This window comes from Miltoncostaea marina, assembly GCF_018141525.1.
Lineage (GTDB): Bacteria > Actinomycetota > Thermoleophilia > Miltoncostaeales > Miltoncostaeaceae > Miltoncostaea > Miltoncostaea marina.
This window is the reverse complement of sequence record NZ_CP064655.1, coordinates 2,599,504-2,624,111: the sequence shown is the minus strand read 5'-3', so window position 1 is coordinate 2,624,111 and position 24,608 is coordinate 2,599,504. Positions and strand designations below refer to the sequence as shown.

General features: G+C 77.3%; 23 protein-coding genes. 11 read left to right on the top strand and 12 right to left on the bottom strand.

From position 1 onward, the window contains the following. The first annotated feature begins 36 nt into the window (after window positions 1–36). Window positions 37–798 carry a phosphotransferase gene (locus ITJ85_RS13300; protein ID WP_217913588.1) on the top strand — a complete coding sequence of 254 codons (762 nt, stop codon included), beginning with the start codon at window positions 37–39 and terminating at the stop codon, window positions 796–798. Window positions 799–883: 85 nt separating this feature from the next. Here ITJ85_RS13300 and ITJ85_RS13295 read toward each other — a convergent pair whose 3' ends face one another. Together ITJ85_RS13295 and ITJ85_RS13290 are read right to left on the bottom strand one after the other, a co-directional pair. After that, a complete protein-coding gene (locus tag ITJ85_RS13295; RefSeq protein ID WP_217913587.1) occupies window positions 884–2,044 on the bottom strand; it encodes an acyl-CoA dehydrogenase family protein in 1,161 nt (386 codons plus the stop codon). Window positions 2,045–2,417: 373 nt separating this feature from the next. Beyond that, window positions 2,418–3,098 carry a hypothetical protein gene (locus ITJ85_RS13290; RefSeq protein WP_217913586.1) on the bottom strand — a complete coding sequence of 227 codons (681 nt, stop codon included), beginning with the start codon at window positions 3,096–3,098 and terminating at the stop codon, window positions 2,418–2,420. A gap of 202 nt (window positions 3,099–3,300) precedes the next feature. Between ITJ85_RS13290 and ITJ85_RS13285 the strand changes: the two genes are divergently transcribed. Further along, on the top strand, window positions 3,301–4,731 hold the full coding sequence (locus ITJ85_RS13285; RefSeq protein ID WP_425517056.1) for an ammonium transporter: 1,431 nt from the start codon (window positions 3,301–3,303) through the stop codon (window positions 4,729–4,731). A gap of 18 nt (window positions 4,732–4,749) precedes the next feature. Next, window positions 4,750–5,115: a P-II family nitrogen regulator gene (locus tag ITJ85_RS13280; RefSeq protein WP_217913584.1), complete on the top strand. Its 366-nt coding sequence runs from the start codon at window positions 4,750–4,752 to the stop codon at window positions 5,113–5,115. Window positions 5,116–5,184: 69 nt separating this feature from the next. Here ITJ85_RS13280 and ITJ85_RS13275 read toward each other — a convergent pair whose 3' ends face one another. The 4 genes from ITJ85_RS13275 to ITJ85_RS13260 form a co-directional block, all read right to left on the bottom strand. Continuing rightward, window positions 5,185–6,636 (bottom strand): sensor histidine kinase, encoded by a 1,452-nt coding sequence (locus tag ITJ85_RS13275; RefSeq protein WP_217913583.1) that lies wholly within the window; start codon window positions 6,634–6,636, stop codon window positions 5,185–5,187. Next, the gene (locus tag ITJ85_RS13270) at window positions 6,633–7,337 is read right to left on the bottom strand and encodes a response regulator transcription factor (protein ID WP_217913582.1); all 705 of its coding nucleotides are present in this window, start codon (window positions 7,335–7,337) and stop codon (window positions 6,633–6,635) included. The genes ITJ85_RS13275 and ITJ85_RS13270 overlap by 4 nt, the downstream gene beginning before the upstream one ends. 62 nt (window positions 7,338–7,399) lie before the next feature. Beyond that, the gene (locus tag ITJ85_RS13265; protein WP_217913581.1) at window positions 7,400–7,891 is read right to left on the bottom strand and encodes a hypothetical protein; all 492 of its coding nucleotides are present in this window, start codon (window positions 7,889–7,891) and stop codon (window positions 7,400–7,402) included. Between the two features lie 173 nt (window positions 7,892–8,064). Next, window positions 8,065–8,460, bottom strand: a complete 396-nt coding sequence (locus ITJ85_RS13260; protein ID WP_217913580.1) for a hypothetical protein — start codon at window positions 8,458–8,460, stop codon at window positions 8,065–8,067. 114 nt (window positions 8,461–8,574) lie between these two features. Here ITJ85_RS13260 and ITJ85_RS13255 point away from each other — a divergent pair, with 114 nt between their 5' ends. The 5 genes from ITJ85_RS13255 to ITJ85_RS13235 are packed head-to-tail and all read left to right on the top strand — an operon-like array spanning window position 8,575 to window position 14,293. Further along, on the top strand, window positions 8,575–10,305 hold the full coding sequence (locus tag ITJ85_RS13255; RefSeq protein ID WP_217913579.1) for an NAD+ synthase: 1,731 nt from the start codon (window positions 8,575–8,577) through the stop codon (window positions 10,303–10,305). After that, window positions 10,298–12,034: a S8 family serine peptidase gene (locus ITJ85_RS13250; RefSeq protein ID WP_217913578.1), complete on the top strand. Its 1,737-nt coding sequence runs from the start codon at window positions 10,298–10,300 to the stop codon at window positions 12,032–12,034. Before ITJ85_RS13255 ends, ITJ85_RS13250 begins: the two co-directional genes overlap by 8 nt. Continuing rightward, window positions 12,031–12,321 (top strand): YciI family protein, encoded by a 291-nt coding sequence (locus tag ITJ85_RS13245; RefSeq protein WP_217913577.1) that lies wholly within the window; start codon window positions 12,031–12,033, stop codon window positions 12,319–12,321. Before ITJ85_RS13250 ends, ITJ85_RS13245 begins: the two co-directional genes overlap by 4 nt. Further along, window positions 12,318–13,475 carry an acetoin utilization protein AcuC gene (locus tag ITJ85_RS13240; protein ID WP_217913576.1) on the top strand — a complete coding sequence of 386 codons (1,158 nt, stop codon included), beginning with the start codon at window positions 12,318–12,320 and terminating at the stop codon, window positions 13,473–13,475. The genes ITJ85_RS13245 and ITJ85_RS13240 overlap by 4 nt, the downstream gene beginning before the upstream one ends. Continuing rightward, entirely contained in the window at window positions 13,472–14,293 is an 822-nt protein-coding gene (locus ITJ85_RS13235) for an ABC transporter ATP-binding protein (protein ID WP_217915963.1), read from the top strand. The genes ITJ85_RS13240 and ITJ85_RS13235 overlap by 4 nt, the downstream gene beginning before the upstream one ends. On the opposite strand, the gene ITJ85_RS13230 is transcribed toward ITJ85_RS13235, so the two are convergent. After that, a complete protein-coding gene (locus ITJ85_RS13230) occupies window positions 14,294–15,712 on the bottom strand; it encodes a GGDEF domain-containing protein (RefSeq protein WP_217913575.1) in 1,419 nt (472 codons plus the stop codon). 103 nt (window positions 15,713–15,815) lie between these two features. Between ITJ85_RS13230 and ITJ85_RS13225 the strand changes: the two genes are divergently transcribed. Then, on the top strand, window positions 15,816–16,727 hold the full coding sequence (locus ITJ85_RS13225; RefSeq protein ID WP_217913574.1) for a hypothetical protein: 912 nt from the start codon (window positions 15,816–15,818) through the stop codon (window positions 16,725–16,727). Window positions 16,728–16,730: 3 nt separating this feature from the next. Here the strand turns inward: ITJ85_RS13225 and pgl are convergent, their stop codons facing one another. Genes pgl through guaB form a run of 5 tightly spaced genes read right to left on the bottom strand, consistent with a single transcriptional unit; the run spans window position 16,731 to window position 23,522 of the window. After that, complete coding sequence (gene pgl / locus ITJ85_RS13220; protein ID WP_217913573.1) at window positions 16,731–17,453, bottom strand: 6-phosphogluconolactonase; 723 nt, start codon at window positions 17,451–17,453, stop codon at window positions 16,731–16,733. Then, the gene (locus ITJ85_RS13215; RefSeq protein ID WP_217913572.1) at window positions 17,450–18,478 is read right to left on the bottom strand and encodes a glucose-6-phosphate dehydrogenase assembly protein OpcA; all 1,029 of its coding nucleotides are present in this window, start codon (window positions 18,476–18,478) and stop codon (window positions 17,450–17,452) included. The genes pgl and ITJ85_RS13215 overlap by 4 nt, the downstream gene beginning before the upstream one ends. Next, complete coding sequence (gene zwf, locus ITJ85_RS13210; RefSeq protein ID WP_217913571.1) at window positions 18,475–20,034, bottom strand: glucose-6-phosphate dehydrogenase; 1,560 nt, start codon at window positions 20,032–20,034, stop codon at window positions 18,475–18,477. Before zwf ends, ITJ85_RS13215 begins: the two co-directional genes overlap by 4 nt. A gap of 34 nt (window positions 20,035–20,068) precedes the next feature. Continuing rightward, window positions 20,069–22,063 carry a transketolase gene (tkt, locus tag ITJ85_RS13205; protein WP_217913570.1) on the bottom strand — a complete coding sequence of 665 codons (1,995 nt, stop codon included), beginning with the start codon at window positions 22,061–22,063 and terminating at the stop codon, window positions 20,069–20,071. A gap of 19 nt (window positions 22,064–22,082) precedes the next feature. Further along, complete coding sequence (gene guaB, locus ITJ85_RS13200) at window positions 22,083–23,522, bottom strand: IMP dehydrogenase (protein WP_217913569.1); 1,440 nt, start codon at window positions 23,520–23,522, stop codon at window positions 22,083–22,085. A 71-nt stretch (window positions 23,523–23,593) separates the two neighbouring features. On the opposite strand from guaB, the gene ITJ85_RS13195 reads away from it, so the two are divergent. Together ITJ85_RS13195 and ITJ85_RS13190 are read left to right on the top strand one after the other, a co-directional pair. Further along, window positions 23,594–24,073, top strand: coding sequence for a hypothetical protein (locus ITJ85_RS13195; protein WP_217913568.1), 480 nt, complete (start codon window positions 23,594–23,596; stop codon window positions 24,071–24,073). A 47-nt stretch (window positions 24,074–24,120) separates the two neighbouring features. Continuing rightward, window positions 24,121–24,522: a hypothetical protein gene (locus ITJ85_RS13190; RefSeq protein WP_217913567.1), complete on the top strand. Its 402-nt coding sequence runs from the start codon at window positions 24,121–24,123 to the stop codon at window positions 24,520–24,522. Window positions 24,523–24,608 lie beyond the last annotated feature (86 nt).

Genomic DNA, 24,608 nt, shown 5'->3' with positions numbered 1-24,608 from the left:
GTAGTCAGCCCCCGGCGCGCGGTCTAGGTTCCGGGTGTGTCGGACCGCTTCACGGTGCGCGAGCTGGGCGGCGATCCGCCGCTCGTGGAGAAGCGCGGCGACCCGGCCGCCCTGGACCGCGAGGCCGGGGCGCTGCGCCTGCTGGACGGGTGGCCGCGCGCCCCGCGGCCCGTGCGGCACGCGCCGGGGGTGCTGGTGTCCACGCGGCTGCCGGGGGCGCCGCGGCCGCTCGCGGGCGCGGGCGCCGCGGACCTCGGGCGGCTGGGCGCGCTGCTCGCGGAGCTGCACGGCATGCGGGCGGCGCGCGAGGGCGGGCTGCCATGGTGGCCGCGCCCCGCGCGCTCGGCGGCCGAGTACCGCGCGATGCGCGCCGACGACGCCGAGCGCGCGCTCGGCGGGACCGCCTGGGAGGGGCTCGGGCGCCGCGTCGCGGCGGGGCCGGCCGCGGGGGACGGGGAGGGGGACCACGCCCGTCCGTTCCGCATGCTCCACGGCGACCTGGTGGCCGCCAACGTGGTGTGGGGGCCGGATGGCCCCGGGCTGGTCGACTGGGAGTTCTGGCGCATGGGCGACCCCGCCGAGGAGCTCGCCTACCTGGCGGAGATCAACGGGCTCGACGACGCCGACCTCGCCGCCGTCCTCGCCGGCTACGGCGACCCGGCGATGGGCCGGCGGGTGAGCGCCTGGCGCGCGCTCGCCGCGGCCGACGCGGGCGCCTGGTACCTGGCGGCCGGCGTGCCGGACGAGGCGGCCCGCCTGCTCAACCGGGCGGCGACGCTCCTGGCTGCGCCCGGCTGACCGGCGGCGACCTCGCACGGCGCGCGGCCGGCGGCGCCTCGACGCCACGCCGGCGACCGGCGCCCGACGGCGTGCCGCCCGGCGCTCACCCCCGGGCGGCCTCGCCGAGCAGGTCGCGGGCGATCACCAGGCGCTGGATCTCGCTCGTGCCCTCGTAGATCTGGGTGATCTTGGCGTCGCGGTAGTAGCGCTCGGCCGGGTACTCCGCCGAGTAGCCGTAGCCGCCGAGCGTCTGCACGCAGGCGTTCGCCGCGTCCACGGCCACCTGGGAGGCGACGAGCTTGGCCTTCGCCCCGACGGCCGTGTGCGGCCGGCCCGCGTCCCGCAGGCGGGCGGCGTGCAGGGTGAGCAGGCGGGCCGCGTCGAGCCGGGCGGCGATCTCCGCGAGGGGGAACTGAACGCCCTGGAAGCGGCCGATGGGGCCGCCGAACGCGGTGCGCTCGCGGGCGTAGTCGACGGCCGTCTCGAGGGCGGCCCGGGCGATGCCGCAGGCCTGGGCGGCGATGATCACCCGGCCGGAGTCGAGGGTCGAGAAGGCGACCTTCATGCCGGCGCCCTCGTCGGCCAGCATCGCGTCCGCCGGCAAGCGGTACCCGTCGAAGGCCAGCTCGACCGTCGACGAGGTGTGGAGGCCCATCTTGGGCATCTCGCGGCCGACCGTGAAGCCATCGCCGCGCTCGGCCACGAACGCCGACACGCCCCGCGCCCCGGGCCCGCCGGTGCGGGCGAACAGGACGAACAGGTCGGCGAAGCCGCCGTTCGTGATCCACTGCTTCGAGCCGCGCACGACCCAGTGGTCGCCGTCCCGCGTCGCGCTGGTGCGCAGGCCGGCGGCGTCCGAGCCGGCGTCGGGCTCGGTGAGCGCGTAGGCGGCGAAGCGCTCCCCGGAGGCGAGCGGCGGCAGCAGGCGGGCCCGCTGCTCCTCGGTGCCGTGCGCCACGATCGGCGACGCTCCGAGCGAGTTCTGGGCGGCGACCCCGACCGACGTCCCGGCGTCGACGGCGGCGATCTCCTCGATGACGAGCGCGAGGCACGTGTAGTCGAGCCCGGCGCCGCCGTACTCCTCGGGGATGATCACGCCGAGGAAGCCGAGCTCGCCCATGCGGCGGAGGGCCTCCACGGGCACGTGGTGCTCGCGGTTCCAGCGCTCGGCGTGGGGCGCGATCTCGCCCCGGGCGAACTCGCGGGCGAGGCCCTGGATCTCACGGTGGGTCGCGTCCAGCTCGGGCGGCGCGGCGGTGCTCACGGGTGCTCTCCAGGATCGTTGGGAGTCCAGTATTCGGACGTCCGAGCATCGAGTCAAGGCGGGCACGGGGGGTGGATCGCAGGCGATCCGACCCTCGGCGCCGTCATGGTCCGAATGGACCCGGCGCCGACGTCCACTTGGACATGGGCCCGCGGTGCGCCCCGGGGCGGCCGGTCGTCCCGAATGGACCCGGCGCCGAGGTCCACTTGGACATGTGCCCGCGGTCTGCCCGGGGCGGCCGATCGCGCCGAATGGACCCGGCGCCGAGGTCCACTTGGGCGTCACCCGGCGACGGGATCCCTGGCGCCCCGGATGGGCACGGCGCCGGGGGCGATCGGGCCACCGGCCGCGACCCCGCGACCCGGCCGCGCGTTCAGGGGGCCGGGGTGGGCGGGGGGACGGCGGGGGCGGTGGTGGCCGGGACGGGCGCGGGCGCGACGGGGGCCTCGGGCGCCGGCGTCGGCGCGGGCGCCGGCGGGGCGGGCGTCGTGGCCGGCGGAGCGGTGGTCGCCGGCGCGGTCGTGGTGTCGGGCGCCGTCGTGGCCGGCGCCTCGACCGTCTCGGCCGGAGCGGTGATCGTGCCGGCGGGCGTGGTGGTGGTGGTCGTGGTGGTCGCCGGGGCCTCGCCGCCTCCGCCGCGCCCGCCGCCGCTGAAGAAGGTCGAGGGGCGGTCGGCGACGACGGACTCGCCGGCGATCAGGTCGGGGACGGTGAAGACGGCGACCGCGATGGCGAAGGCGGCGGCCGCGGTGGCGGCGATCACCTTCGGGCGCACCTGCGGCAGGCGCTCGACCAGGCCGCGGCCGCCGGTGGGCAGCCGGACCACCTCCGAGGGCAGGCGGGCGACCCGCTCGGCCGGCCGGCGGGCGAGCTCGCGGGCGACGGTGATCACGATGGGCGTCAGCGCCGCGCCGGTGATCGTCCCGGCGAGGCCGAACCGCGACACGAGCAGGGTCGCCACCACGGAGCCGAAGGCGGCGAGGAACAGGGTGAGCGGCGAGAGCTCGGCCGGCAGGCGCTTCTCGTCGCGGCGCTCGTCGTCGGGCGTCGGCACCGCGGAACCGTTGCACGCCCGCCCCACGGGCCTCAAGGGCGGGCGTCGCGGCCGCCCGCCGGCCGGGGCCTTGTGCATCGGGCGAACCGCGGGGGCCGCGGCTGCTCCCTGTGTCCAAAGCCCCTGGCGGCGGTCGGCTCCTAGCGTGGCCGGGACACGAGGGGCCCGAACCACGCCCTGTCCCGACGCGCAAGGAGAGCTCATGCGTTTGAGGTCATTCCGGCTCGTGCCGGTGCTCGCGGCGATGTTGCTGCTGGGCATCCCGGCGCTCGCCGCGGCGCAGGACGCCACCGATCAGGACATCGCGATCAACACGCTCCTGGTCTTCCTGGGTGCAGTGCTCGTCCTGTTCATGCAGGCGGGCTTCGCCATGCTGGAGGTCGGCCTGTCCCGGATGAAGAACGCGGGCGCGGTGATGGCGAAGATCATCATCAACCTGTCCGTCACGTTCATCATCTTCTGGGCGGTCGGCTTCTCGTTCGCCTTCGGCGACGGGAACGGCTTCATCGGCTCGTCCGGCTGGTTCATGGACGTGAGCGATCCCGCGACGGACTTCTCGTCGCTGGCCGGCTACGCCGTCAACTTCGAGGCGACGTTCTTCTTCCAGGCCACGTTCGCCGCCGTCTCGCTGGCGATCGTGTTCGGGACGATGCTCGACCGCACCAAGTTCGCCGCGTACGTCATCTTCGGGATCCTGTACATCGGCCTGATCTACCCGACCGTCGCCCACTGGACGTGGGGTGGTGGCTGGCTCTTCGAGGACGGCTTCCTCGACTTCGCCGGGTCCTCGATCGTGCACCTGCAGGGCGCCCTCGCGGCCCTCGCCGGCACGCTCATCCTCGGCCCGCGCATCGGCAAGTTCCGCGACGGCAAGGCGAGCCCGATCCCCGGCCACTCCATCCCGCTCATGGTGCTCGGCGTGATCATCCTCTGGGTGGGCTGGATGGGCTTCAACCCGGCCTCCTTCCTCAGCGCGATCGGCGCCAACTTCGCCGACGTGGCGGTCAACACCAACCTGGCCGCCGGCGCGGGCGTCATCGGCGCCACCATCGGCTCGCTGATCATGTTCAGGACCCTCGACGTGTCGCAGATGGGCAACGGCGCCATCGCGGGCCTCGTGGCGATCACCGCCCCGTGCGCCTTCGTGGACCCGTGGGCGGCCGTCCTCATCGGCCTCGTCGGCGGCCTGATCGTCCCGCCGGTCGTCGTCGCGGTGGACCGCCTGCGGGTGGACGACCCGGTCGGCGCCCTGCCGGCCCACGGCCTGGCCGGCATCTGGGGCACGCTCGCGATCGGCCTGTTCGCGACGGCCGAGCGCACCGGCGCCCGCGAGGGCCTGTTCCTCGGCGGCGGCGGCGAGCAGCTCTGGGTCCAGTTCTACGGCATCGCGGCCACCGTCGGCTTCACGTTCGTCGCGTGCCTGATCGTCTTCGCGGCGATCAAGTACACGGTCGGCCTGCGCGTCTCCGAGGAGCACGAGCTCGCCGGCCTCGACATCTCCGAGCACGGGATGTTCGGCTACCCGGAGCGCTTCATCGACGTCCAGGGCGCCGAGCCCGAGTCCGACTCGCACCAGCAGGCCCCCGCGCCGGCCGGCGCGGCGACGGTCACCAAGCCCGCGACCGCCTCGTAAGGGGAAGGAGACCGCACCGTGAAGAAGATCGAGGCGTTCATCCGGCACGAGGCGCTCGAGGCCATCCACGACCGCCTGGCGACCATGGGGCTCCCCTCCATGAGCGTCACGGAGGTCAAGGGCTCGGGCCGCCAGAAGGGGTTCACCGAGAGCTACCGCGGCGCGAAGACCACCATCTTCCTCCGGCCGAAGCTCAAGCTGGAGATGGTGGTCGACGACGCCGACCTGGACCGCGCGATCGACTGCATCCTCGAGCTCGCCCACACGGGCGAGCCGGGGGACGGGAAGATCTTCGTCCTCACCGTCGATGAGTCGATCCGGGTCCGCACCGGCGAGCGCGGGGACGTGGTCCTCGCCCCGCACCCCGAGGAGGCCACCGCCTAGGCGGGCCCTCCGCAGGACCCCGCACGGCCGGGCGCCGGCGACCCCCGGGTCGCCGGCGCCCGGCGCGTCTCAGGGGCGGCCCGGGCCGCGCGGGGCGCGCGCGGGCACCTCGAGCACGAACCGGCTGCCGGCGCCCTCGTGGGCCTCCACCCGCACGTCGCCGCCGAGCGCCCGGGCGAGCTGGCGGCTGATCGCCAGGCCCAGGCCGCTGCCGCGCCGCCCCGACGGTGTCTCGCGCGACTGGAACGGCTCGAAGATGCGCTCGCGGTCCCCCGCGGGCACCCCGGGGCCCGTGTCGCAGACCGCCGCCGTGAAGCCCCCGCCCGGCCGCGCGGCGCCCTCCAGCCGCACCGCGCCGCCGCGGGGCGTCCAGTGGATCGCGTTCTCGAGCAGGTTGCCGACGATCCGCTGCACCCGGGAGGCGTCGGTCACGACGGGCGCCATCCCGCCCAGCTCGCAGGTCAGCTCCACGCCGCCGGCCGCCGCCGCGGGGCGCATCGCCTCGACGGCGCGCCGCAGCACGCCGGCGGGCTCCACCCGGCCCAGGTCGAGCGCGAAGTGGCGCGCGTCGAGGCGGGCCAGATCGAGCAGGTCGGAGACGAGCGCGTCCAGCCGCCCGGCCTCGCTCGCGATGGCGGCCAGGGAGCGCGGCGCCTCGCCCTCGGGCACGACGCCGTCGACGAGCGCCGCGGTGTGGCCGCGGATGGCGGTGAGCGGTGTGCGCAGGTCGTGGGTGACGCGCATCAGGAAGTCGCGCGTCTCGCCCTCGCGCTCGGCGAGCCGCCGCACCATCCGGTTGAAGTCGGCGGCCAGCTCGTCGAGCTCCTGGGTGCCGGTGGGGCCGAGCTCCGTGCGCAGATCGCCGCCCGCCACCCGGTGCGTGGCGGCCTGCATGGCGGTGAGCGGGCGGGTGATGCGGGTGGTCATCAGCAGCGAGAGGAGCAGCGCGACGCCCAGCCCGATGCCCGCCGCGCCGATCACCCGGCCGGCCACGTCGGGCCAGGCCGACGCGAGCTGGCCGGGGGGGCGGGCCAGCAGGATCGCGCCCACGATCTCGTCGCCCAGGTAGACCGGCGCCGCCGAGGCCTCGAGCTGCGGCCCGTCGCCCAGGCGGAAGTCGATGCGCTGCACGCCCTCGCGCTCGAGCTCGCCGTAGTCGATCTCCTCGGCCGCCACCGACGGGATGTCGGCCGTGGGCCGGTCGGAGCCGGGCGTCAGCGCCAGGCCGGTGTAGTAGAGGCGCGTGCGGGCGCCCACGAGCGCCTCGAGCGCGGCGGGCTGGTAGAAGGTGAACTCGCGTCCGTCGGCCACCTGGCGCTCGTACTGGGTCGAGACCAGGCCCGCCAGGGCGCGGGCCTGGCGGTCGAGCTCGGCCCGCGCGACCACCTGCGACTGGGCCCGGATGAGGCCGCCCCCGACGGCGGCGAAGACCACCGCCGCGACGGTCAGGCCGACCGCCGCGCCGAGCACGAGCCGGCCGCGCAGCGTGCGCCACGGGCGCGGCGCGCGCCAGCGGCTCACCGCTTGGCGGGCACCTTGTAGCCGGTGCCCCACACCGTCTGGATGGGGCACGCGTCGCCGAGCTTGCGGCGCAGCTGGCGCACGTGCACGTCGATCGTCCGCGAGTCGCCGAGGAAGGTGAAGCCCCAGACGCGCTCGAGCAGCTGCTCGCGGGTCAGCACCAGGCCGCGGTTCTCGATGAGCGTCACCAGGAGGTCGAACTCCTTCGGCGTCAGCGGCACGTCCTCGCCGTCGACCGCCACCTCGCGGCCGCCGACGTCGATCCGCAGGGGGCCGGCCTCGATGGTCGCGGCGGCGGGCGTCGCGGGGCCCGCGGGGCGCGCCTCGGCGCGCCGCAGCACGGCCCGCGCCCGCGCCACCAGCTCGCGCGGGTTGAAGGGCTTCGTGATGTAGTCGTCGGCGCCGAGCTCGAGGCCCACCACCGTGTCGACCGCGTCGTCGCGGGCGGTGAGCATGATGATCGGCGTGTGGCCGTCCTGGCGCAGGCGCCGCGTGATCTCGTAGCCGTCCATGCCGGGCAGCATCAGGTCGAGCACGATCAGGTCCGGCGGCGGGTCGGCCTCGGCCATCCGGAGGCCCTCGTCGCCGCGCGCGGCCACGGTCACCGCGAAGCCCGCGGCCTCCAGGTACATGCGCGCGAACGAGGCGATGTTGGGCTCGTCCTCGACGATCAGGACCCGCTGGCGGTCGTCGGGTGCCATCGGCGCCGGATGGTAGTGGCGCCGTCCGGCCCGGTCCACCGCCTCGCGCGCGGCCGGCGCCCTCAGCGGCCGCGCCGGCCCGCCGGCGCGAGCGCGATCCAGCCGCGCGGCCAGCCGCGCTCCGGCCCGCCGTTGAGGCGGTACACGCCCTTGCCGCGCAGGCGGGCGCGGCCGTGCCCGGCGATGGAGAACGACAGCCGCGCGCCGGTCACCCGGACGGTGAGCCTCGAGCCGGCCACGAACAGCAGCCCGGACGCGTCGCGCACCCGGGCCGTGCCCCTGCGCAGCCGCACCCGCTCGCCGGCGAGGCGCGCGACCGCGTCCCCGGCCTTGTCCTGGATGGTGACCGTGCCGCCGCCCGGGATGTGGCCGGCGATCGCCAGGCGGCCCGTGATGGTCATCGTCCCCGAGCCCGCGGCGGCGAGCTGCGCCGAGGGCACCCGCCCCCGCTCCGCCTCGCGCCGGTCGGCGCCCTCGCCGGGCCCGCGCGCGAGCGCGCCGGCGGGGAGGGCGAGCAGCAGCGCGGCCAGGGCCGCCAGGGCGCGGCGGGTCACATCGTCTCCGGGGTGGGGGCACGGCGGCGCCCTGTGCGCCGCCCGTGCCGTCACATGGTCGGCGATGGGAATGGTCCACCGCAGGGTGGAAGGGTTAGCGATCTGTTGCTCCGCCGTCAGGGATCCGTGTGGGGCGCGGGCCCGGGCGCCCGCCGCCCCGCACGGATCGGCCGTCAGGGCTCGAGCTTGACGCTCTCGACCTTCACCTGCGGCGCGTCGATCTTCACGCCCTCGGCGACCGAGGGCGCCTCACCCTGGGCGGCGGCCGGCGGCGCCGCCGCGTCCTCGCCCTCGGGCACGGGCCGCGGCCCGCCCTCGAGGTAGGCCCAGATGATCTCGCCGCACTGGGGGCAGGTGGGCAGCGGGCCGCGGTTGCGGATCTGGAACTGGCAGGCCACGCAGCCGAACATGCCCTGGACGCGCTGGCCGGCGTGGAAGGTCGGGAGCCCGGTGCGGCGCTCGGCCTCCTCGGCCCCCTCGCGAGGGCTCAGGTTGGTCCGGGCCGGCCGGCCGCCGGGGCCGCCGCCCGCGCCCCCCGCCTGGCGGCGCTGAGGTGGCAGGGTGCTCATACGTCCTCCCGCTCGAGCCGCGGCACGCGGGCGTGGACCGCCCGGCCGCGGGGGTATCCTGTGTCCGGCACGATCCTACCGTGCCCGCCCGCGCGCACGCCGTGCCGGGGTGACATGGACCCGGGAGGCCGCCAGGTGCGCGTCGCGCTGGCCCAGCTCAACACGGTCGTGGGCGACATCGACGGCAACGCCCGCCGCATCGCCGACGCCCTGGCCGAGGCCGCCGCGCAGGGCGCCGACGTCACGCTCGTCCCCGAGCTGGCGATCACCGGCTACCCGCCCGAGGACCTGCTGCTCAGCCCGGGCTTCGCCGCCGCCGCCCGCGAGGCCGTCGACCGGGTGGCCGAGGGCGTCCGCGAGGGCGTCGCGATCATCGGCATGCCGCACTGGAACGGCGACTGCCACAACGCCGCGGCGATCGTCGCCGACGGGAGGGTGCAGGCCGTCTACCGCAAGCGCTTCCTGCCGAACTACGGCGTCTTCGACGAGGCGCGCTACTTCCGCGCCGGCACGGAGCCCATGGTGGTCGAGGCGGCGGGCCTGCGCATCGGCATCGCCGTGTGCGAGGACATCTGGTACCCGTACCCGGTCGCCGCCGACCTCGCGGCCGCGGCGGTCGATCTGGTCTGCTGCATCTCGGCCTCGCCCTTCCACCGCGGCAAGGCGGACCGCCGCGAGGGCATGCTCGCCACCCGCGCCGACGACTGCGCCGCGCCGCTGGCCTTCTGCAACCTCGTGGGCGGCCAGGACGAGCTGGTCTTCGACGGGCGATCGACGGTCTTCGACGCCGCCGGCGGGGTGGTCGCGCGCGCGCCGGCCTTCGAGGAGCACCTGCTCGTGGTCGACGTCGACCCCGGCATGTCCGTGCTGCGCCGGCTGCGCGAGCCGCTCGCCCGCCTGCTGCCGGCCGCGCCGGCGTGCGCGACCACCGCAGTCGAGGCCCGGCGGCCCGACCCGCCCGCACGACGCGAGGGGCCGCGGCCGCTCGCCCCGGCGCCCGGCCCGGAGGAGGAGATCTGGGCCGCGCTGCGGCTGGGCCTGCGCGACTACGTGGAGAAGAACCGCTTCCCGGGCGTCATCCTGGGGCTGTCCGGCGGCATCGACTCGGCGCTCACGGCGGCCCTCGCCGCCGACGCCCTCGGAGCCGAGCGGGTCACCGGCGTGGCGCTGCCGTCGGCCTACTCGTCGCCCGCGAGCCTGGAGGGGGCCCGCGCCCTGGCGGAGGCGCTCGGCGTGCGGCTGCTCGAGCTGCCGATCGCCGACGTCGTGAGCGCCTTCGAGGACACGCTCGCCGGCGTCTTCGCCGGCCGCGAGCCCGACATCACCGAGGAGAACCTGCAGGCCCGGGCGCGCGGCACGCTGCTGATGGCGCTGTCGAACAAGCTCGGCCCGCTGGTGCTGGCGACCGGCAACAAGAGCGAGATCTCGGTCGGCTACAGCACGCTCTACGGCGACATGGTCGGCGGCTTCGCCCCGCTGCGCGACCTCTCCAAGACCTGGGTCTACCGCCTGTCGCGGTGGCGCAACGACTCGGAGGGCCGCGAGCTGATCCCCGAGGAGACCATCCGCCGCCCGCCCACGGCGGAGCTGCGGCCCGGGCAGCTCGACAGCGACGCGCTGCCGCCGTATGACGTCCTCGATGCGATCCTCGAGGCGTACGTCGAACGAGGGCTCGAGCCCGCCGAGCTCGTGGCCCAGGGGCACCCGGAGCACGTGGTGACGGAGGTCGTCCGCATGGTCGACCGCGCCGAGTACAAGCGACGCCAGGGCCCCGTCGGCATCAAGGTCAGCCCGCGCGCCTTCGGGCGCGAGCGCCGGATGCCGATCACCACCAGGCATGTCTAGGCCCTCCCTCCGCGCCGCCGCGCTCGCCGCCGTCCTCGGCGCCCTCGCCACCGGCGCGGGCCCCGCCGCGGCGGGGCCCGCGAAGCCGCCCGAGCCGGCCGCCGCCGGCGCCGGGCAGGCGGCCATGGCCCGCACCCCCGTGGGCGAGGCCACCCTGCTGGTCACGTTCGCCGACCGCCCCGGGCGGGCCGCCGCCGGGCGACGGCTCGCCGGCCTGGGCGCCGCGGCGCCGGTGCTGCCGGAGGCCGGCGTCTGGCGCCTGGTGCCCCTGCGGCCGGCGGCCGCGCGCGAGCGGACCCTGCGCCGGCCGGCCGTCGTCTCGGCGGAGTGGTCGCTGGCCCGGCGCGCGGACGACCGCCCGCCGCCGCCCGCCCCGCCGTCGGCGCCGCCCGCCTTCACCGACGGGTTCCTGCTGTCGGGGGCGCAGTGGGGCCTGCAGCCGCGGTCGAACTGGGGGGCCGAGCTCACCACGACCGGGCCGCGGCCGCCGATCGCCATCCTCGACAGCGGGGTCGACCCGACCCACGAGGAATGGGGCGGCCCAGGCAGCCCGCTGATCGCCGGGCGCAGCACCCTGCGCGGCGACGCCGACGCCTCCGACCACGGCCTGTCGGGCCACGGCACGCACGTGGCGGGCATCGCCGCCGCGCCCGCCAACGGCGTCGGCGTCGTGGGCACCGCCCCCGCGGCCGCCGGGGCGGCGCCGGTCATCCCGGTGCAGATCGCCGACCGGGCGGGCAGCAGCACCGACGAGACGATGATCCGCGGCATCCGCCACGCGGTGCTGAACGGCGCGCGCGTGATCAACATCTCGGCCGGCGGGCCCGGCTACTCGCGGGCGTTCCAGGACACGATCCTGTGGGCCACCCGGCGCGGCGCCCTCGTGGTCGCCTCGGTGGGCAACCAGGGGCAGGACGTCAACGCGCTGAACTACCCGGCGGCCTACCGGCGGGTGCTCGGGGTGGGGGCGCAGTGCGACGGCGTCGTGACCTTCGACTGCCTGCGGGCGTTCGGCGCGGCCACCTTCTCCAACCGCAACCGCTCGGTCGACGTGATCGCCCCGGGCGTCGGCATCCTCTCGAGCGTCCCGCGCCGCGTGGGCGAGCGGGCCGTCGCGCCCGGATACGCCCTGAAGGACGGCACCTCGATGGCGGCGCCCTACGTGGCCGGCGTGGCGGCGCTGGTGATGGGCGCGAACCGCAACGCCCTGAGCCCCTACCAGGTGGCGAAGCAGATCCTGAACACGGCCACCGACACCGGCCGCCGCGGGCGCGACGACGCGAGCGGCCACGGGATCGTCAACCCGCGGGCCGCCGTGACCCTGCGCGCGCCGGCCGACGACGCCTCGGAGGTCAACGACGACGTCAAGTGGTTGCGCGGCGTGACCCGCCTCCACTCGCGCAACCGGCCGGTCTCCATCCTGGCGACGATCGACCAGCAGGAGGACGCCGACGACGTCTACGCCGTGCGGCTGCGCAAGGGCGAGCGCCTGCGGGTGCTGCTGCGGCCCACCTCGGGCATGCTCGACCTGTACCTGTGGGGGCCGGGCACCCGCACCGTGACGACCGGCGACGCCAACATGCGCCGCAACCTGCTGCGCTACCGGCGCGGCACGAGGGGCCCCGGCGCGATCGCCCACCGCGCCACCCGGGCGGGCACCCACTACGTCAACGTCTTCGCCCGGCGCGGCGGCGGCCCGTACACCTTGCGTATGGTGCGGGGGGGATGACCGCCGGCCCGCACACCGTGCTGCTCTACGACTACGTCGCCGACGTGGTGGAGCGCCGCGCGCCGCACCGCGAGGCCCACCTGGCGTGGATCCGCGAGTGGGTCGACGGCGGCAGCCTGCTGAGCGCCGGCGCGCTCGGCGCCCCGCCCGCCGGGGCGCTGTTCGTGTTCGGCGACGTGCCGGCGGGCGAGGTGGAGCGCTTCGCCGACGGCGACCCCTACCGCGCCGCCGGCCTCGTCGCCGGGCGGCGGGTGCTGCCCTGGACCGTCGTGGCGGCCGCGCCGTGACCACGACCGCCTTCGTCCACGCCGAGGGCGGGCCCTCGTACAACCTGGGCGACGAGCACCCCATGACGCCGCTGCGGCGCCAGCTCGCCGTGAGCCTGATCAAGGCCTACGGCCTCGACCGCCGGCCCGGCGTGGTGCCGGTGGTGCCCGGGTCGGCCACCGACGAGCAGATCGAGCGCGTCCACGCGCCGGCGTTCGTCGCGGCGGTGCGCCGCTACAGCCGGAACCCGGCCCTCGCCGCCGCGTGGGAGGCGGGCCAGTGGGGGCTCGCGGCGGGCGGCGACACGCCGGCCTTCGCCGGCATGCACGAGGCCGCCGCCGCGATCTGCGGGGCGTCGATCGCCGGCGCGATGGAGGTCTGGGAGGGCCGGGCCGACCAGGCGTTCGTGGCCAGCGGCGGGCTGCACCACGCCTTCGCCAACCGGGCGGCGGGCTTCTGCGTCTACAACGACACGGCCGTGGCGATCCAGGCGCTGCTCGACGCCGGCGCCGAGCGGGTCGCCTACATCGACATCGACGTGCACCACGGCGACGGCACGCAGTGGATCTTCTTCGAGGAGCCGCGCGTGCTGACGGCGTCCGTGCACGAGACCGGGCGCTACCTGTTCCCCGGGACCGGCTTCCTCTCCGAGCGCGGCGTGGGCGCCGCCGAGGGCACCGCGCTCAACGTGCCGCTGCCGCCGCACGCCGGCGACCGTCCCTACCTGCGGGCGATCGAGGAGGTCATCGCCCCGGCGGTGCTGGCGTTCGACCCCGACGTGATCGTCACCCAGGACGGCGCCGACCCGCACCACGCCGACCCGCTCGCCCACCTGCAGGTCACGCTGTCCGCCTTCCCGCGCGCCTACCGCGCCCTGCACCGGCTCGCCCGCGAGGCGTGCGACGGCCGGTGGGTCGCCCTGGGCGGCGGGGGCTACACCTTCCAGGTGGTCCCGCGGGCCTGGACGATGCTGTTCGCCGAGATGATCGGCGCGGAGCTCGACGACGAGATCCCGAGCGAGTGGTGGCAGCCCGCCGAGCAGGCGCTGGGCGTGCCGCTGCCGCGGCGCATGTCCGACGATCCGCCGCCGGAGGTCTCGGAGGAGGAGCGCATCCGCGCCGACGCTGAGGGCGACCGCGTGGTCGACGAGGCCCGGGCCCTGTTCCTGCGCTGAGCGGGCCGGCGGCCATCGAGGCGTCCGGGGCGGGCGTCTGGCGGTCGCTGCCCGGCGGCCGGCGCGCCACGCTGCTGGCCGGGATCGACTGGCGGGTCGCCCCGGGCGAGCGCTGGGCGGTGGTGGGTCCGAACGGGGCCGGCAAGACGACGCTCCTGTCGCTGGCCGGCGCGCGCCTGCACCCCAGCGAGGGGCGCGTGCGGGTGCTCGGCGAGCGCCTCGGCGCGGTCGACACCCGCGCCCTGCGGGCCGCGATCGGCCACGTCGACGCCGCGATGGCCGGCCGGTTCCGTCCCCGGGCCACGGCGCTCGACGTCGTCCGCACCGGGGCCGACGCCACCATCGCGCCGCTGCGGCCCGACGTGGCGCCGGAGGCGGCCGAGCGGGCGGAGGCCCTGCTCGACGAGGTCGGCTGCGGGCGGCTGGCGGCCCACCGCTTCGACCGCCTCTCGCGGGGCGAGCGCCAGCGCATGCTGCTCGCCCGCGCGCTCGTGGGGCGGCCCCGCCTGCTGCTGCTGGACGAGCCCACCACCGGGCTCGACCTGCCCGGCCGGGAGGCCTTCCTCGCGCGGCTCGACGGCCTCGCCCGGGCCGAGCCGGCGCTCGCGACCGTCCAGGTGAGCCACCACCTGGAGGAGCTCGCGGGCTCGGTGACCCACGCGCTGCTGCTGCGCGAGGGCCGGGTGGTCGCCGGCGGGCCCGCCGACGAGGTGCTGCGCGAGGGGCCGCTGTCGCGCTGCTTCGGCGCGCCGGTCGCCCTCGTGCGCCGCGGGGGGCGCGTGTTCGCGACGATGGAGGGGCTGCCCGTCGCCCCCTGATCAGGTCGGCGCGGTCGCCACGACCCGGTTGCGGCCGCCCGACTTGGCGGCGTAGAGGCGGGCGTCCGCCTCGGCGAAGAGGGCGCGCGCGTCGCCCTCGCCGCGCGCCGCGGCCACGCCGAGGCTCACGGTGACCGGCTCGCCCGGCGGGTCGGCCGCCTCGACGCCGCGCCGGATGCGCTCGGCGACGCCGGCCGCGGCGGCCTCGTCGGCGCCGGGCAGCAGCAGCGCGAACTCCTCGCCGCCGATGCGGCAGGCCCGGTCCTCCGTGCGGGCCTCGCTCGCCAGCACGGCGGCGACCGCCGTGAGCGCCCCGTCGCCGGCCTGGTGGCCGTGGCGGTCGTTGAAGCGCTTGAAGTGGTCGACGTCCAGGATCACCAGGCCGAGCGGCGCGCCGGTGCGCGCCGCGCGGGCGAGCTCCTCGTCGAGCGCCTGGTCGAAGGCGCGGCGGTTGCCCAGGCCGGTCAGCCCGTCGGCCATCGACAGCTCCGACAGCCGCTCGATGTCGGCGATGCGCTCGAGGGCGGCGCCGGCCGCGGCCGCGATGCCGCGGGCCTCGTCGAGCTGGCGCGCGCGCACGTGGGCGCGCAGGCGGGGCAGCCGCCGCGACGCCGTGATGCGCCCGAGCGGGCGGCCGCCGGCGGCGGTGATCGGGATCTCGATCAGCGACCGCTCGCCGTCGCGCCAGAAGCGGGTCGTGGCGGGCGCCTCGCCGAGGGCGACGGTGACCTCCCACCCGGGCAGGATCTCCTCGACGCCGATGCGGGCGGTCAGCAGGACGGCGTCCCGGTCCTCGGCGATCAGCAGCGCGGACGACGCCGCGTGCAGGCGGGTCGCCTTGCGGGCGCTGCGCTCCGTGTCGCGCCGGTCGACGCCGATCAGGACGCCCGACACCGCCACGACGACGGCGGCGAGCACCAGCGGCCCCGCCACCTCCTCCGCGCCCGGCCCGTCGGGCTGGGCGAGCGCCACCAGCCCCGCCGCCGCGATGCCGCCCAGCACGAGCGCCTTCACCCCGAACCACACCGAGTAGCCGAGCGTCACCGCGAGGGCCACGACCGGCAGCAGCCACAGCCCGAGCCCGCCGGGCCCGCCGGACAGCTCCGCCAGCACCACGACGAGCGCGGCGTCGACGAGCAGGCTGGCGTCGGCGGCCAGCAGCAGGCGGCGCTCCCAGCGCAGCGGGACCAGCGCGAGCACCACGTGCAGCAGGATCGCCGCGAGGCACGCGGCCACCGCCAGCCCGCGCTCGCCCGGGGAGAGGTCGCGGGGCACGGCGAGGGCGGCCACGGCCACGGCGGCCAGCCCGGCCACGCGGACCTTCTGCAGCGTCGCGTGGCGCTCCTCGAGCGCATACCAGTCCCGCCGCCGGCGATCGTCGCCGGTCCGGTCGGCGGGGGTCTCGACCTGTTGCGCCATCGGCTCCCGATCGGGTGTTCCCGCCCTGCACGTTAGCCCCTCGTGAATCCCTTCGCGAAAGGGCTAAAGGTCGTCGCCCCGCCTGCCGATAGGGGGGACCTCCATGGCTCCCGCCACCGCCACGCGCGCGCCCCGCCGCGCCCGCCTGACCGTCGCCCTCGCCGCGCTCGCCCTGGCGGCGGCCCCGTCGGCGGCCGTCGCCGCGCCGCTGCTGTCGATCGGCCTGCCGGGGCGCGAGTCGCCCGGCACCACGACGGTCGGCGTCTCGGCGCTCGGCCTCGACGTCACGCTCGGCGTGGGCGTCGGCACCGGCGGCGCGCTGCTCGACGTCGACGCCGGCGTGGACGCCACCGTGCCCGGCGTGGCCGAGGTCGGCGTGGACGCCGGCGCCCGCGTGGCGCCCGGCGAGTCGATCGTGCCCTCGGTCGCGCTGGACGTCGGCGCCGGGGCCGGCGCCGGCGCCGGCGCGCCCGCCCCCGGCGGCTCTGGCCCCACGGCCCCCGCCGCGCCGGCGGCGCCCACCCGCCCGACCGCCCCGCAGCGGCCCGCCGCCCCGCAGGCACCCGCCCACGCGGCGCCGGCGCCGGCGCCCGCCGCGTCGCCCGCAGGCCCCGCGTCCAGGGGGCCCGCGCCCCGCGCCGCGCCGCGCCGCGCCCGCCCCGGGCCGCCGTCGCAGCCGCGCGCCGGCCCGCCGCGACCCCCGCGCCCGCCCGCCGCGCCGCCGCCCAGGCCGCCCCGGGCGCCGCCCGCGCCGCGCGCCGTGGCCGCGCCGGAGGCCCGCTCCGCCGCCGCGCCGGCCCGCGACGACCGGCCCGCGCCGGTCCGCTTCGCGGTCCGCACGCTGGAGGGCGCCGGCGAAGCCGTGGCCGACGCGGCCCGCAACCCGTGGCTCGTCGGCGGGGTGCTGGGCGCGATCGCCCTCTACCTGCTCGGCCAGCGGCTGCTCGACCGGGGCGCCAAGCTGCGCTACGCGGGCCGCCCCGGCGAGCCCGACGACGAGCTGATCGAGCTGTAGCCCCTACCCGGCGCGGTCGAGCGCCGCGGCGGTCTCCTCGGTGAGCAGCCAGGTGACCCGGCCGGCGTCGGCGCGCAGCCGTCCGGCGGGCAGCGTGGGGTCGCCCTCGATCGCCCGCCGCACCATCGGCCCCTTCTCCGGCGCGCCGACCAGCACGAGCACGGCCCGGGCGGCGTTCAGCACCGGCAGCGTCATCGACACCCGCCACGGCTGCGGCAGCTCGGGCCGGTGCACGGGCACCATCAGCCGGCGCATCTCGTCGAGCTCGGGCGCCCCGGGGAACAGCGAGGCGGTGTGCCCGTCGGCCCCCATGCCGAGCACGACGAGGTCGAGCACCGGCCAGGGCCGGCCGGGCACCGAGGCGCGCAGGTCCTCCTCGGCCAGCCGCGCGGCCTCCTCGGGCGGCAGCTCGCCGCGCACCCGGTGCACCTGGTCCGGGCGCAGCGGCAGGCGGCTGAGCAGCGCCTCGTCGGCCATGCCGTAGTTCGAGGCGGGGTCGTCGGGCGGCACGCAGCGCTCGTCGCCGAAGAAGAAGTCGATGCGGCCCCAGGGCGGGCAGCGGCCGGCGAGCTGCTGGTAGGCCGCGCGCGGCGTGCTGCCGCCGGCCAGCGCGATGCTCGCCCGGGCGCCCGGCGGGGCGTCGAGCGCCACCCGCTCCATCCGGTGCGCCGCCTGGTCGGCGAGCGCCGGCAGGTCGGGCACCACGACGACCTCGGGGCCGCTCATCCCGCCGCCAGCGCGGCGGCGGCGGCCACGGCGCGCTCGAAGACCGGGTCGCGGCGCTGCAGCTCGAGCTCGCCGGCGAGGAGGCTGGCGCGGTCGAGGCGCGGCAGGGGCAGGGTGCGCCGCTGCGCGCCCCCCGGGCCGTCGACGCGCACCTCGGCGGCGTGCCGCCCGGGAAGGCGCCGGATCGTCATCGTGCGCCCGGAGCGCGCGCCCGTCAGCTCGATCGCCGCGATGCGGTGGGCGGAGGGTCGCTCGGGGCGCATCTCGATCATCGACCGGGGTCCTATCAGGTCGGCGAGCCATCCGGCCAGGAGCAGGGCATCCACGGGCGGGACGGCGCCGCCGTGGCCCACCGCGACCGCGCCGTGGCCGGCGCGCAGGTCGTCCAGGCCGCGCCGGTCGAGCACCTGAGCGATCAGCTGGCGCCAGGTCGTGATGGCCGCCCAGCCGAGGTCGGTGACCGCCGCGCCGCAGCCGGGCGCCCACGCGGCCAGGGCGCGCACGCCGGCCGGGCCGTCGGCGGCCCTGCCGGCCTCGGTGACGACCCGGTCGGCCATCGCCACCAGGCGCGCGGGCGGCGCGTCGCCCTCCGGCGAGGGCGCGCCGGGCCACCAGAGGAAGGTCGGCAGGCCGGTGCGCAGCAGCGGCGCCACGGCGCTCGCGGCGCCGCCGCGCATGCCGGCGCCGAGGCGCAGCACCACCAGCTCGACCGCCACGCAGGCCGGGCGGCCGCCGGTGCCGCAGTGCGAGAGCGCCTCAGCGTCGAGGCCGTCGCCGTCGTCGTCCTCGCGCACGAGCACGGCGAGCGAGGGCTGGTGGTCGGCCAGCAGCTCGATGGTGGAGCGCATGGCCGGCAGCTCCTCGTCGGCGGGCGCGTAGGCGACGAGGTTGAGCACGGCCGCGAGGCTCAGGGGCTGCCCGCCGTCGGCCGGCCGCCGCAGCTCGGCCAGGCGGCCGGCCACCTCGTCGACCGACACGGCGCGGCCGGCCCAGGCACGCCGGCCGGTGGCGGCGGCCGTCGTCACAGCCGCCGCCACCGCCGGCCGTCCCGCTCCAGCAGGTCGTCGGCCGCCGGGGGGCCCCACGAGCCGGCCTCGTAGACCGGCGGCGGCGGCGCGGCGCCGTCCTCCCAGCAGCGGATCACCTCGTCCACGACCTCCCACGCCCGCTCGACCTCGTCCCAGCGGGCGAACAGCGTGGAGTCGCCCAGCAGGGCGTCGAGCAGCAGCCGCTCGTAGGCCTCGGGCGAGGCCCGCAGGAACGCGCTGCCGTAGGCGAAGTCCATCGACACCACGCGCAGGTCGATGCGGGGCCCCGGCACCTTGGCGACGAAGCGCAGCGAGGCGCCCTCGTCGGGCTGGATGCGCAGGGTCAGCACGTTGGGCTGCACCTCCTCGACCGCGCCGGCGGCGAACGGCAGGTGGGGGGCGGGCTTGAACTGGATCGCCACCTCGGTGGCGCGGCGCGGCAGGCGCTTGCCGGTGCGCAGGTAGAACGGGGTCCCCGACCAGCGCCAGTTCTCGATCGTGAGCCGCATCGCCACGAACGTCTCCGTGGCCGAGCCCGGCTCGACACCGCGCTCCTCGCCGTAGCCGGGCACCCGCTCGCCGGCGATCCAGCCGGCCCCGTACTGCCCGCGCACCGCGTCGGTGACGGCGGCCGCGGCGTCGAAGGCCGGCACCGCGCGCAGCACCTTGACCTTCTCGTCGCGCACGTCGCGGCTCTCGAAGCGGGCGGGCGGCTCCATGGCCACGAGCGAGAGCACCTGCATCATGTGGTTCTGCACGATGTCCCGCAGCGCGCCCGAGCGGTCGTAGTAGCCGCCGCGCGAGCCGATGCCGAGGTCCTCGGCGACCGTGATCTGCACGTGGTCGACGTAGCGCCGGTTCCAGATGGGCTCGAAGATCGCGTTGCCGAACCGCAGCGCCATCAGGTTCTGGACCGTCTCCTTCCCGAGGTAGTGGTCGATCCGGTAGACCTGACGCTCGCGGAAGACGGCGCTCAGGCGGGCGTTGAGCCGACGCGCCGAGTCGAGGTCCGAGCCGAACGGCTTCTCGATGACCAGGCGGGCGAAGCGGGCCCCGTCGTCCGGCTCGGCGGCGAGCCCGGCGCGCCCGAGCTGCTCGGCGATGACGGGGAAGAACTCGGGCGCCGTGGCGAGGTAGTAGAGGCGGTTGCCGCGGGTGCCCCGGTGCTCGTCGGCCTCCTCGATCGCGGCGCGCAGGCGCCCGTAGGCGGCGGCGTCGTCGAAGGGCAGCGGCACGTACTGCAGGCGCCGCGCGAACCCCGCCCAGACGTCCCTGTCGATCGGCAGCCTCCCGTGCTCCTCGACGCCGGCGCGCATGCGGTCGCGGAAGTCGTCGTCGCTCAGCACGGTGCGCGCGGCGCCGATGATGATCGTCTCGGGCGGCAGCAGCAGCTGCGCCGCCAGGGAGTAGAGGGCGGGCAGGAGCTTGCGCTGGGTGAGGTCGCCCGTGGCGCCGAAGATCACGATGGCGGCGGGCGCGGGCGTGCGCATGAGGCGGGGGTCGCCGGGCGCGAGCTCGGCGAGGGCCGGCGCGTCGCTCCCGGCGGTGCTCATCCCGGCACCATCAGGCTCGAGTCGACGGTGAGCTTCACCGCGGGCGCCCGACCAACAGCCCCCGCGCGGCCCCGGCGACGGCCTCGGGCGTGATGCCGAGCGCCTCGAGGGCCTGCGCGCCGGGGGCGGAGACCCCGAACCGGTCGATCCCCACCACGGCGCCGGCCGAGCCGGTCCACTCGGCCCAGCCGAACGGGCTGGCCGCCTCCACTGCGACCCGCGCCGGCATCGACGGCGGCAGCACACGTTCGCGGTAGCCCGCGTCCTGCTCGCGGAAGAGCTCGAAGGAGGGCATCGACACGACGCGGGCCGACACGCCCTCGTCCGCGAGCAGGTCACGCGCGGCGAGCGCCGTGACCACCTCCGAGCCGGTGGCGATGAGGATGCAGTCGGCGCCGTCGGCGAGCACGTAGGCGCCCCGCTCCACCTGCGGCTCGGCCTCGAGCGTCGGCAGCCCCTGCCGGCTCAGGATGAGCGCGGTCGGCGCGCCGGTGCGGGCGATCGCGATGCGCCAGGCCTGCGCGGTCTCGCGCGCGTCGGCCGGTCGGATCGTGACCAGGTCCGGGATCGCCCGCAGGCCGGCGAGGTGCTCCACCGGCTGGTGGGTGGGCCCGTCCTCGCCGAGCGCGACGGAGTCGTGGGTGAACACGAAGATCGACGGCAGCCGCATGAGCGCGGCGAGGCGGATCGTGTTCTTCATGTAGTCCGAGAACGTGAAGAAGGTGGAGCACACCGGCCGCAGGCCCGCGTGGGCGGCGATGCCGTTGGTGATCGCGCCCATCGCGTGCTCGCGGACGCCGTAGAAGAGGTTGCGCCCGGCGAAGTCGCCGCGGGTGACCGCCCCCATGCCCTTCAGGTCAGTCGAGGTGGAGGTCGACAGGTCGGCCGCCCCCTGCACCAGCTCGGGGATGACCGCCGCGAAGGCGTTCAGCGCCCTGCCGCCGGCCGCGCGGGTGGCGAGCGCCTCGCCGGGCGCGAACGCCGGCGCCGCCGACTCCCAGCCCTCCGGCAGGCGGCCGGCGCCGACGCGGGCGAGCTCGGCCGCCTCGTGCGGGTAGTCGGCGGCGTAGGCGGCCAGCCGCGCCTCCCACTGCTCCTGCAGGCCGCGGCCGCGCTCGCGGAGCTCGCCGGCCCACGCGGCGACCTCGTCGGGCACGAGGAACCGCGCGTCCTCCGGCCAGCCGTAGGCCCGCTTGGTCGCCGCGACCTCCTCGGGGCCGAGCGGCGAGCCGTGGGCGGCGGCCGTGTCCTGCTTGTTGGGCGAGCCGTAGCCGATGTGGGTGCGGCAGGCGATGAGGGTGGGGCGGCCGTCGGGCTCCTCGCGCGCGGTGCGCATGGCCTCGTCGATCGCCTCGAGGTCGTTGCCGTCCTCGACCCGCAGCACCCGCCAGCCGTACGCCCGGAAGCGCGCGGGGACGTCCTCGTCGAAGGCCAGGCTCGTGGGGCCGTCGAGGCTCACGAGGTTGTCGTCCCAGACGCCGATCAGGCGCTCCAGGCCGAGGAACCCGGCGATGGAGGCCGCCTCGTGCGAGATGCCCTCCATCAGGTCGCCGTCGGAGCAGATGAACCAGGTGCGGTGGTCGACGATGTCGTGGTCGGGCCGGTTGTACCGCGCGGCCAGCATGCGCTCGGCGATGGCGAAGCCCACGGCGTTGGCGACGCCCTGGCCGAGGGGGCCGGTCGTGATCTCGACGCCGGGCGTGTCGGCGCGCTCGGGGTGGCCGGGCGTCTCGGAGCCGAGCTGGCGGAACGCCTTCAGCTGCTCCATCGGCAGGTCGTAGCCGGTCAGGTGCAGCAGCGCGTACAGCAGCATCGACGCGTGCCCCGCGGAGAGCACGAAGCGGTCGCGCTCCGGCCACTCGGGGTCGGCGGGGTTGTGCCGCAGGTGGCGCGAGAAGAGCGTCCAGCCCACCGGCGCCAGCCCCATCGGCGCGCCGGGGTGGCCGCTGTTGGCCGCCTGCACGGCGTCGATGGCCAGCGTCCGGACCGTCGTGACGGCGAGCTCGGGGGGTGCGAGCGTCGAGCGCAAGGGCTGCTCCTCTGCGGTGTCAGTACGAGACGTCGTGCGGGTAGCTCTCCCGGAGGCCACCCGGGGTGATGCGGACGAAGCGGGCGTTGCGGTGGAACTCGGGGATGCTGCGGGCGTCCGAGTAGCTCATGCCCGAGCGCAGGCCGCCCACGAGCCCGTGCAGCACGGAGCCGACGGCGTCGCGCAGCGGCACGACGGCCTCGACGCCCTCCGCCACGACGGGGGTGAACTCGGTCTCCTCGAGGCCCTCCGCCGCGCGGCGCGCCTCCGCGGCCGCTGCGGACGCCATGCCGCGGAAGACCTTCACCTTCGAGCCGTTGCGCGAGACGACCACGCCCGGGCTCTCCGGCGTGCCGGCCAGCAGGTTGCCGATCATCACGCTGTCGGCGCCGGCGGCGATCGCCTTCGCCACGTCACCGCCGGCCCGGATGCCGCCGTCGGCGATCACCGGGACGTCGTAGGGCTCGCAGGCCTCGGCGCACTCCATCACCGCGGTGAGCTGGGGGACCCCGACGCCGGCGACCACCCGGGTCGTGCAGACCGAGCCGGGCCCGACGCCGACCTTGACGGCGTCGGCGCCGGCCTCGGCCAGGTCGCGGGCGCCCTCGGCGGTGGCGACGTTGCCGGCGATGATCCCCGTGCCGTCGCCGAGCGCCTCGCGCACCTCGCCGATCGCCCGCACCGCGTGCTCGGCGTGCCCGTGGGCGATGTCGAGCACGAGCACGTCGGCGCCCGCCTCCTGCAGCGCCCGCGCCCGCTCGATGAAGTCGCCGCGCACGCCGATCGCCGCCCCCACCGCGAGGCGGCCGAGGGCGTCCTTCGTGGCCTGCGGGCGCTCGGCGCGCTGCAGCAGGTCGCGGAGGGTGATGAGCCCGGCCACCCGGTCGCCGGCGTCGACCAGCGGCAGCTTCTGCACCCGGTGGTCACGCAGCAGGCGGGTCGCCTCGTCGCTCGTCGTCTCGGGGGTGCCGGTGACCAGCCGCTCGCGCGGCGTCATCAGCTCGCGCACCTGCTGGGTGGCGTCGTCGCGCAGCATCACGTCGCGCCGGGTCAGCAGCCCGGCCAGGCGTCCGTCGGCGCCGGCCACCACGAGGCTCGTCACGCCGTGCCGGCGCATCAGCGCGAGCGCGTCAACCAGCGGCGCGTCGGGCGCCACGGTGTGCGGGTCGTGGATGACGAGCGCCTCCGCGCGCTTCACGCGGGCGACCTCCCCGACCTGGCCCTCCACCGACAGGAACCGGTGCACGATGCCGATGCCGCCGGCGCGGGCCATCGCGATCGCCATCTCGGACTCCGTGACCGTGTCCATGTTGGCCGAGATCACGGGGGTGGCGAGCCGCAGCCCGCGAGTGAGCCGGGTCGACACGTCGACGTCCGCGCGCGACCCCAGGCCGCTGCGGCGGGGCACCAGGAGCACGTCGTCGTAGGACAGGGCGAGCGGGATGCCGGCCGGGTTCACCGGGCGAGGATAGCCCACGCCCCCGTGCCGCCGACCGGTGCGCCGCCGACCCCGTCGGTTACCATCGCCCGATGGCGCCCCGCCTGCACGCCGCCCTCGTCGCCGGGGCCCTCGCGACCGCGGCGCTGGCCGGCTGCTCCGACGGCGCCACCGCGCCGGACGCCGAGGCCCCGGCCGCCGGCGCGGGCCCCGCGGGCTACATCGCGGCGGTCGAGGCGCTGCTCGACCCGCCGTCGCAGCTGGCCGCCTCGATCGCCGACGCCGCCGACCGGGGCGTGCCGCCGCCGGCCACGCGACGCCGCCTGGCGGGGCTGACCGACCGCGCCGGCGAGCGGCTCGCGGCCTTCCGCGGGCTGCGGCTCGACGACCCCGCGCTGCGGCGCCAGCGCGACCGCCTCGCGGGCGCCTACGCGCGCATGCTGCCGGCCATGGCCCGGGCCGCCGACGGCCTGGCCGAGGCCGAGCGCGCCGGACTGCGCCGCGCCGCCGACCCGTTCCTCGACGCACTCAGGGAGCTGCCATCCGCCGCCGCCTCGCCGTCGCCGCGCTGATCGCCGCCGCCGCCGCCCTCGCCGGGTGCGGCGCGGGCGACGCGGTCGTGGCCTCGACCACGCCGGTCGAGGAGGGGACCACGGTCTCGTCGCGCCAGTACCTGGCCGACGCCTCCGCCGCCGCCGACGCGGTGAGCGACTTCTCGCTCGCCCTCGCCGAGACCGACGGCGTCGCGCGCCCCGCCGTGCTGCGTCGGCTCGCGCCGCGGCTGCGCGACGCCCAGGAGCGCACCCGGGCCCACGCCGACCGGCTGGCCGCGCAGCGGCTGGAGGACCGGCGGCTGGAGCGCCAGCGCGAGGGGGCCGCCGGCGCCCTCGATCGGGTCGCCGACGCGATGGCCCGGGTGGTCGCCGCCGCCGAGCGCGAGGACGGCGCGGCCGCGGCGTCGGCCGCCGCGGGCTTCGCGACCGCCGTCGGCGCGCTGCGGAGCCTGCCCGACGAGTCCTGACGGCGCCGGGCCGGCGTCCGAGGGGGGTCATGCTCGCGCGCGGGCCTGCCGATGACCACCCTGCGGGCGCACGGGCCCGTCGCGTG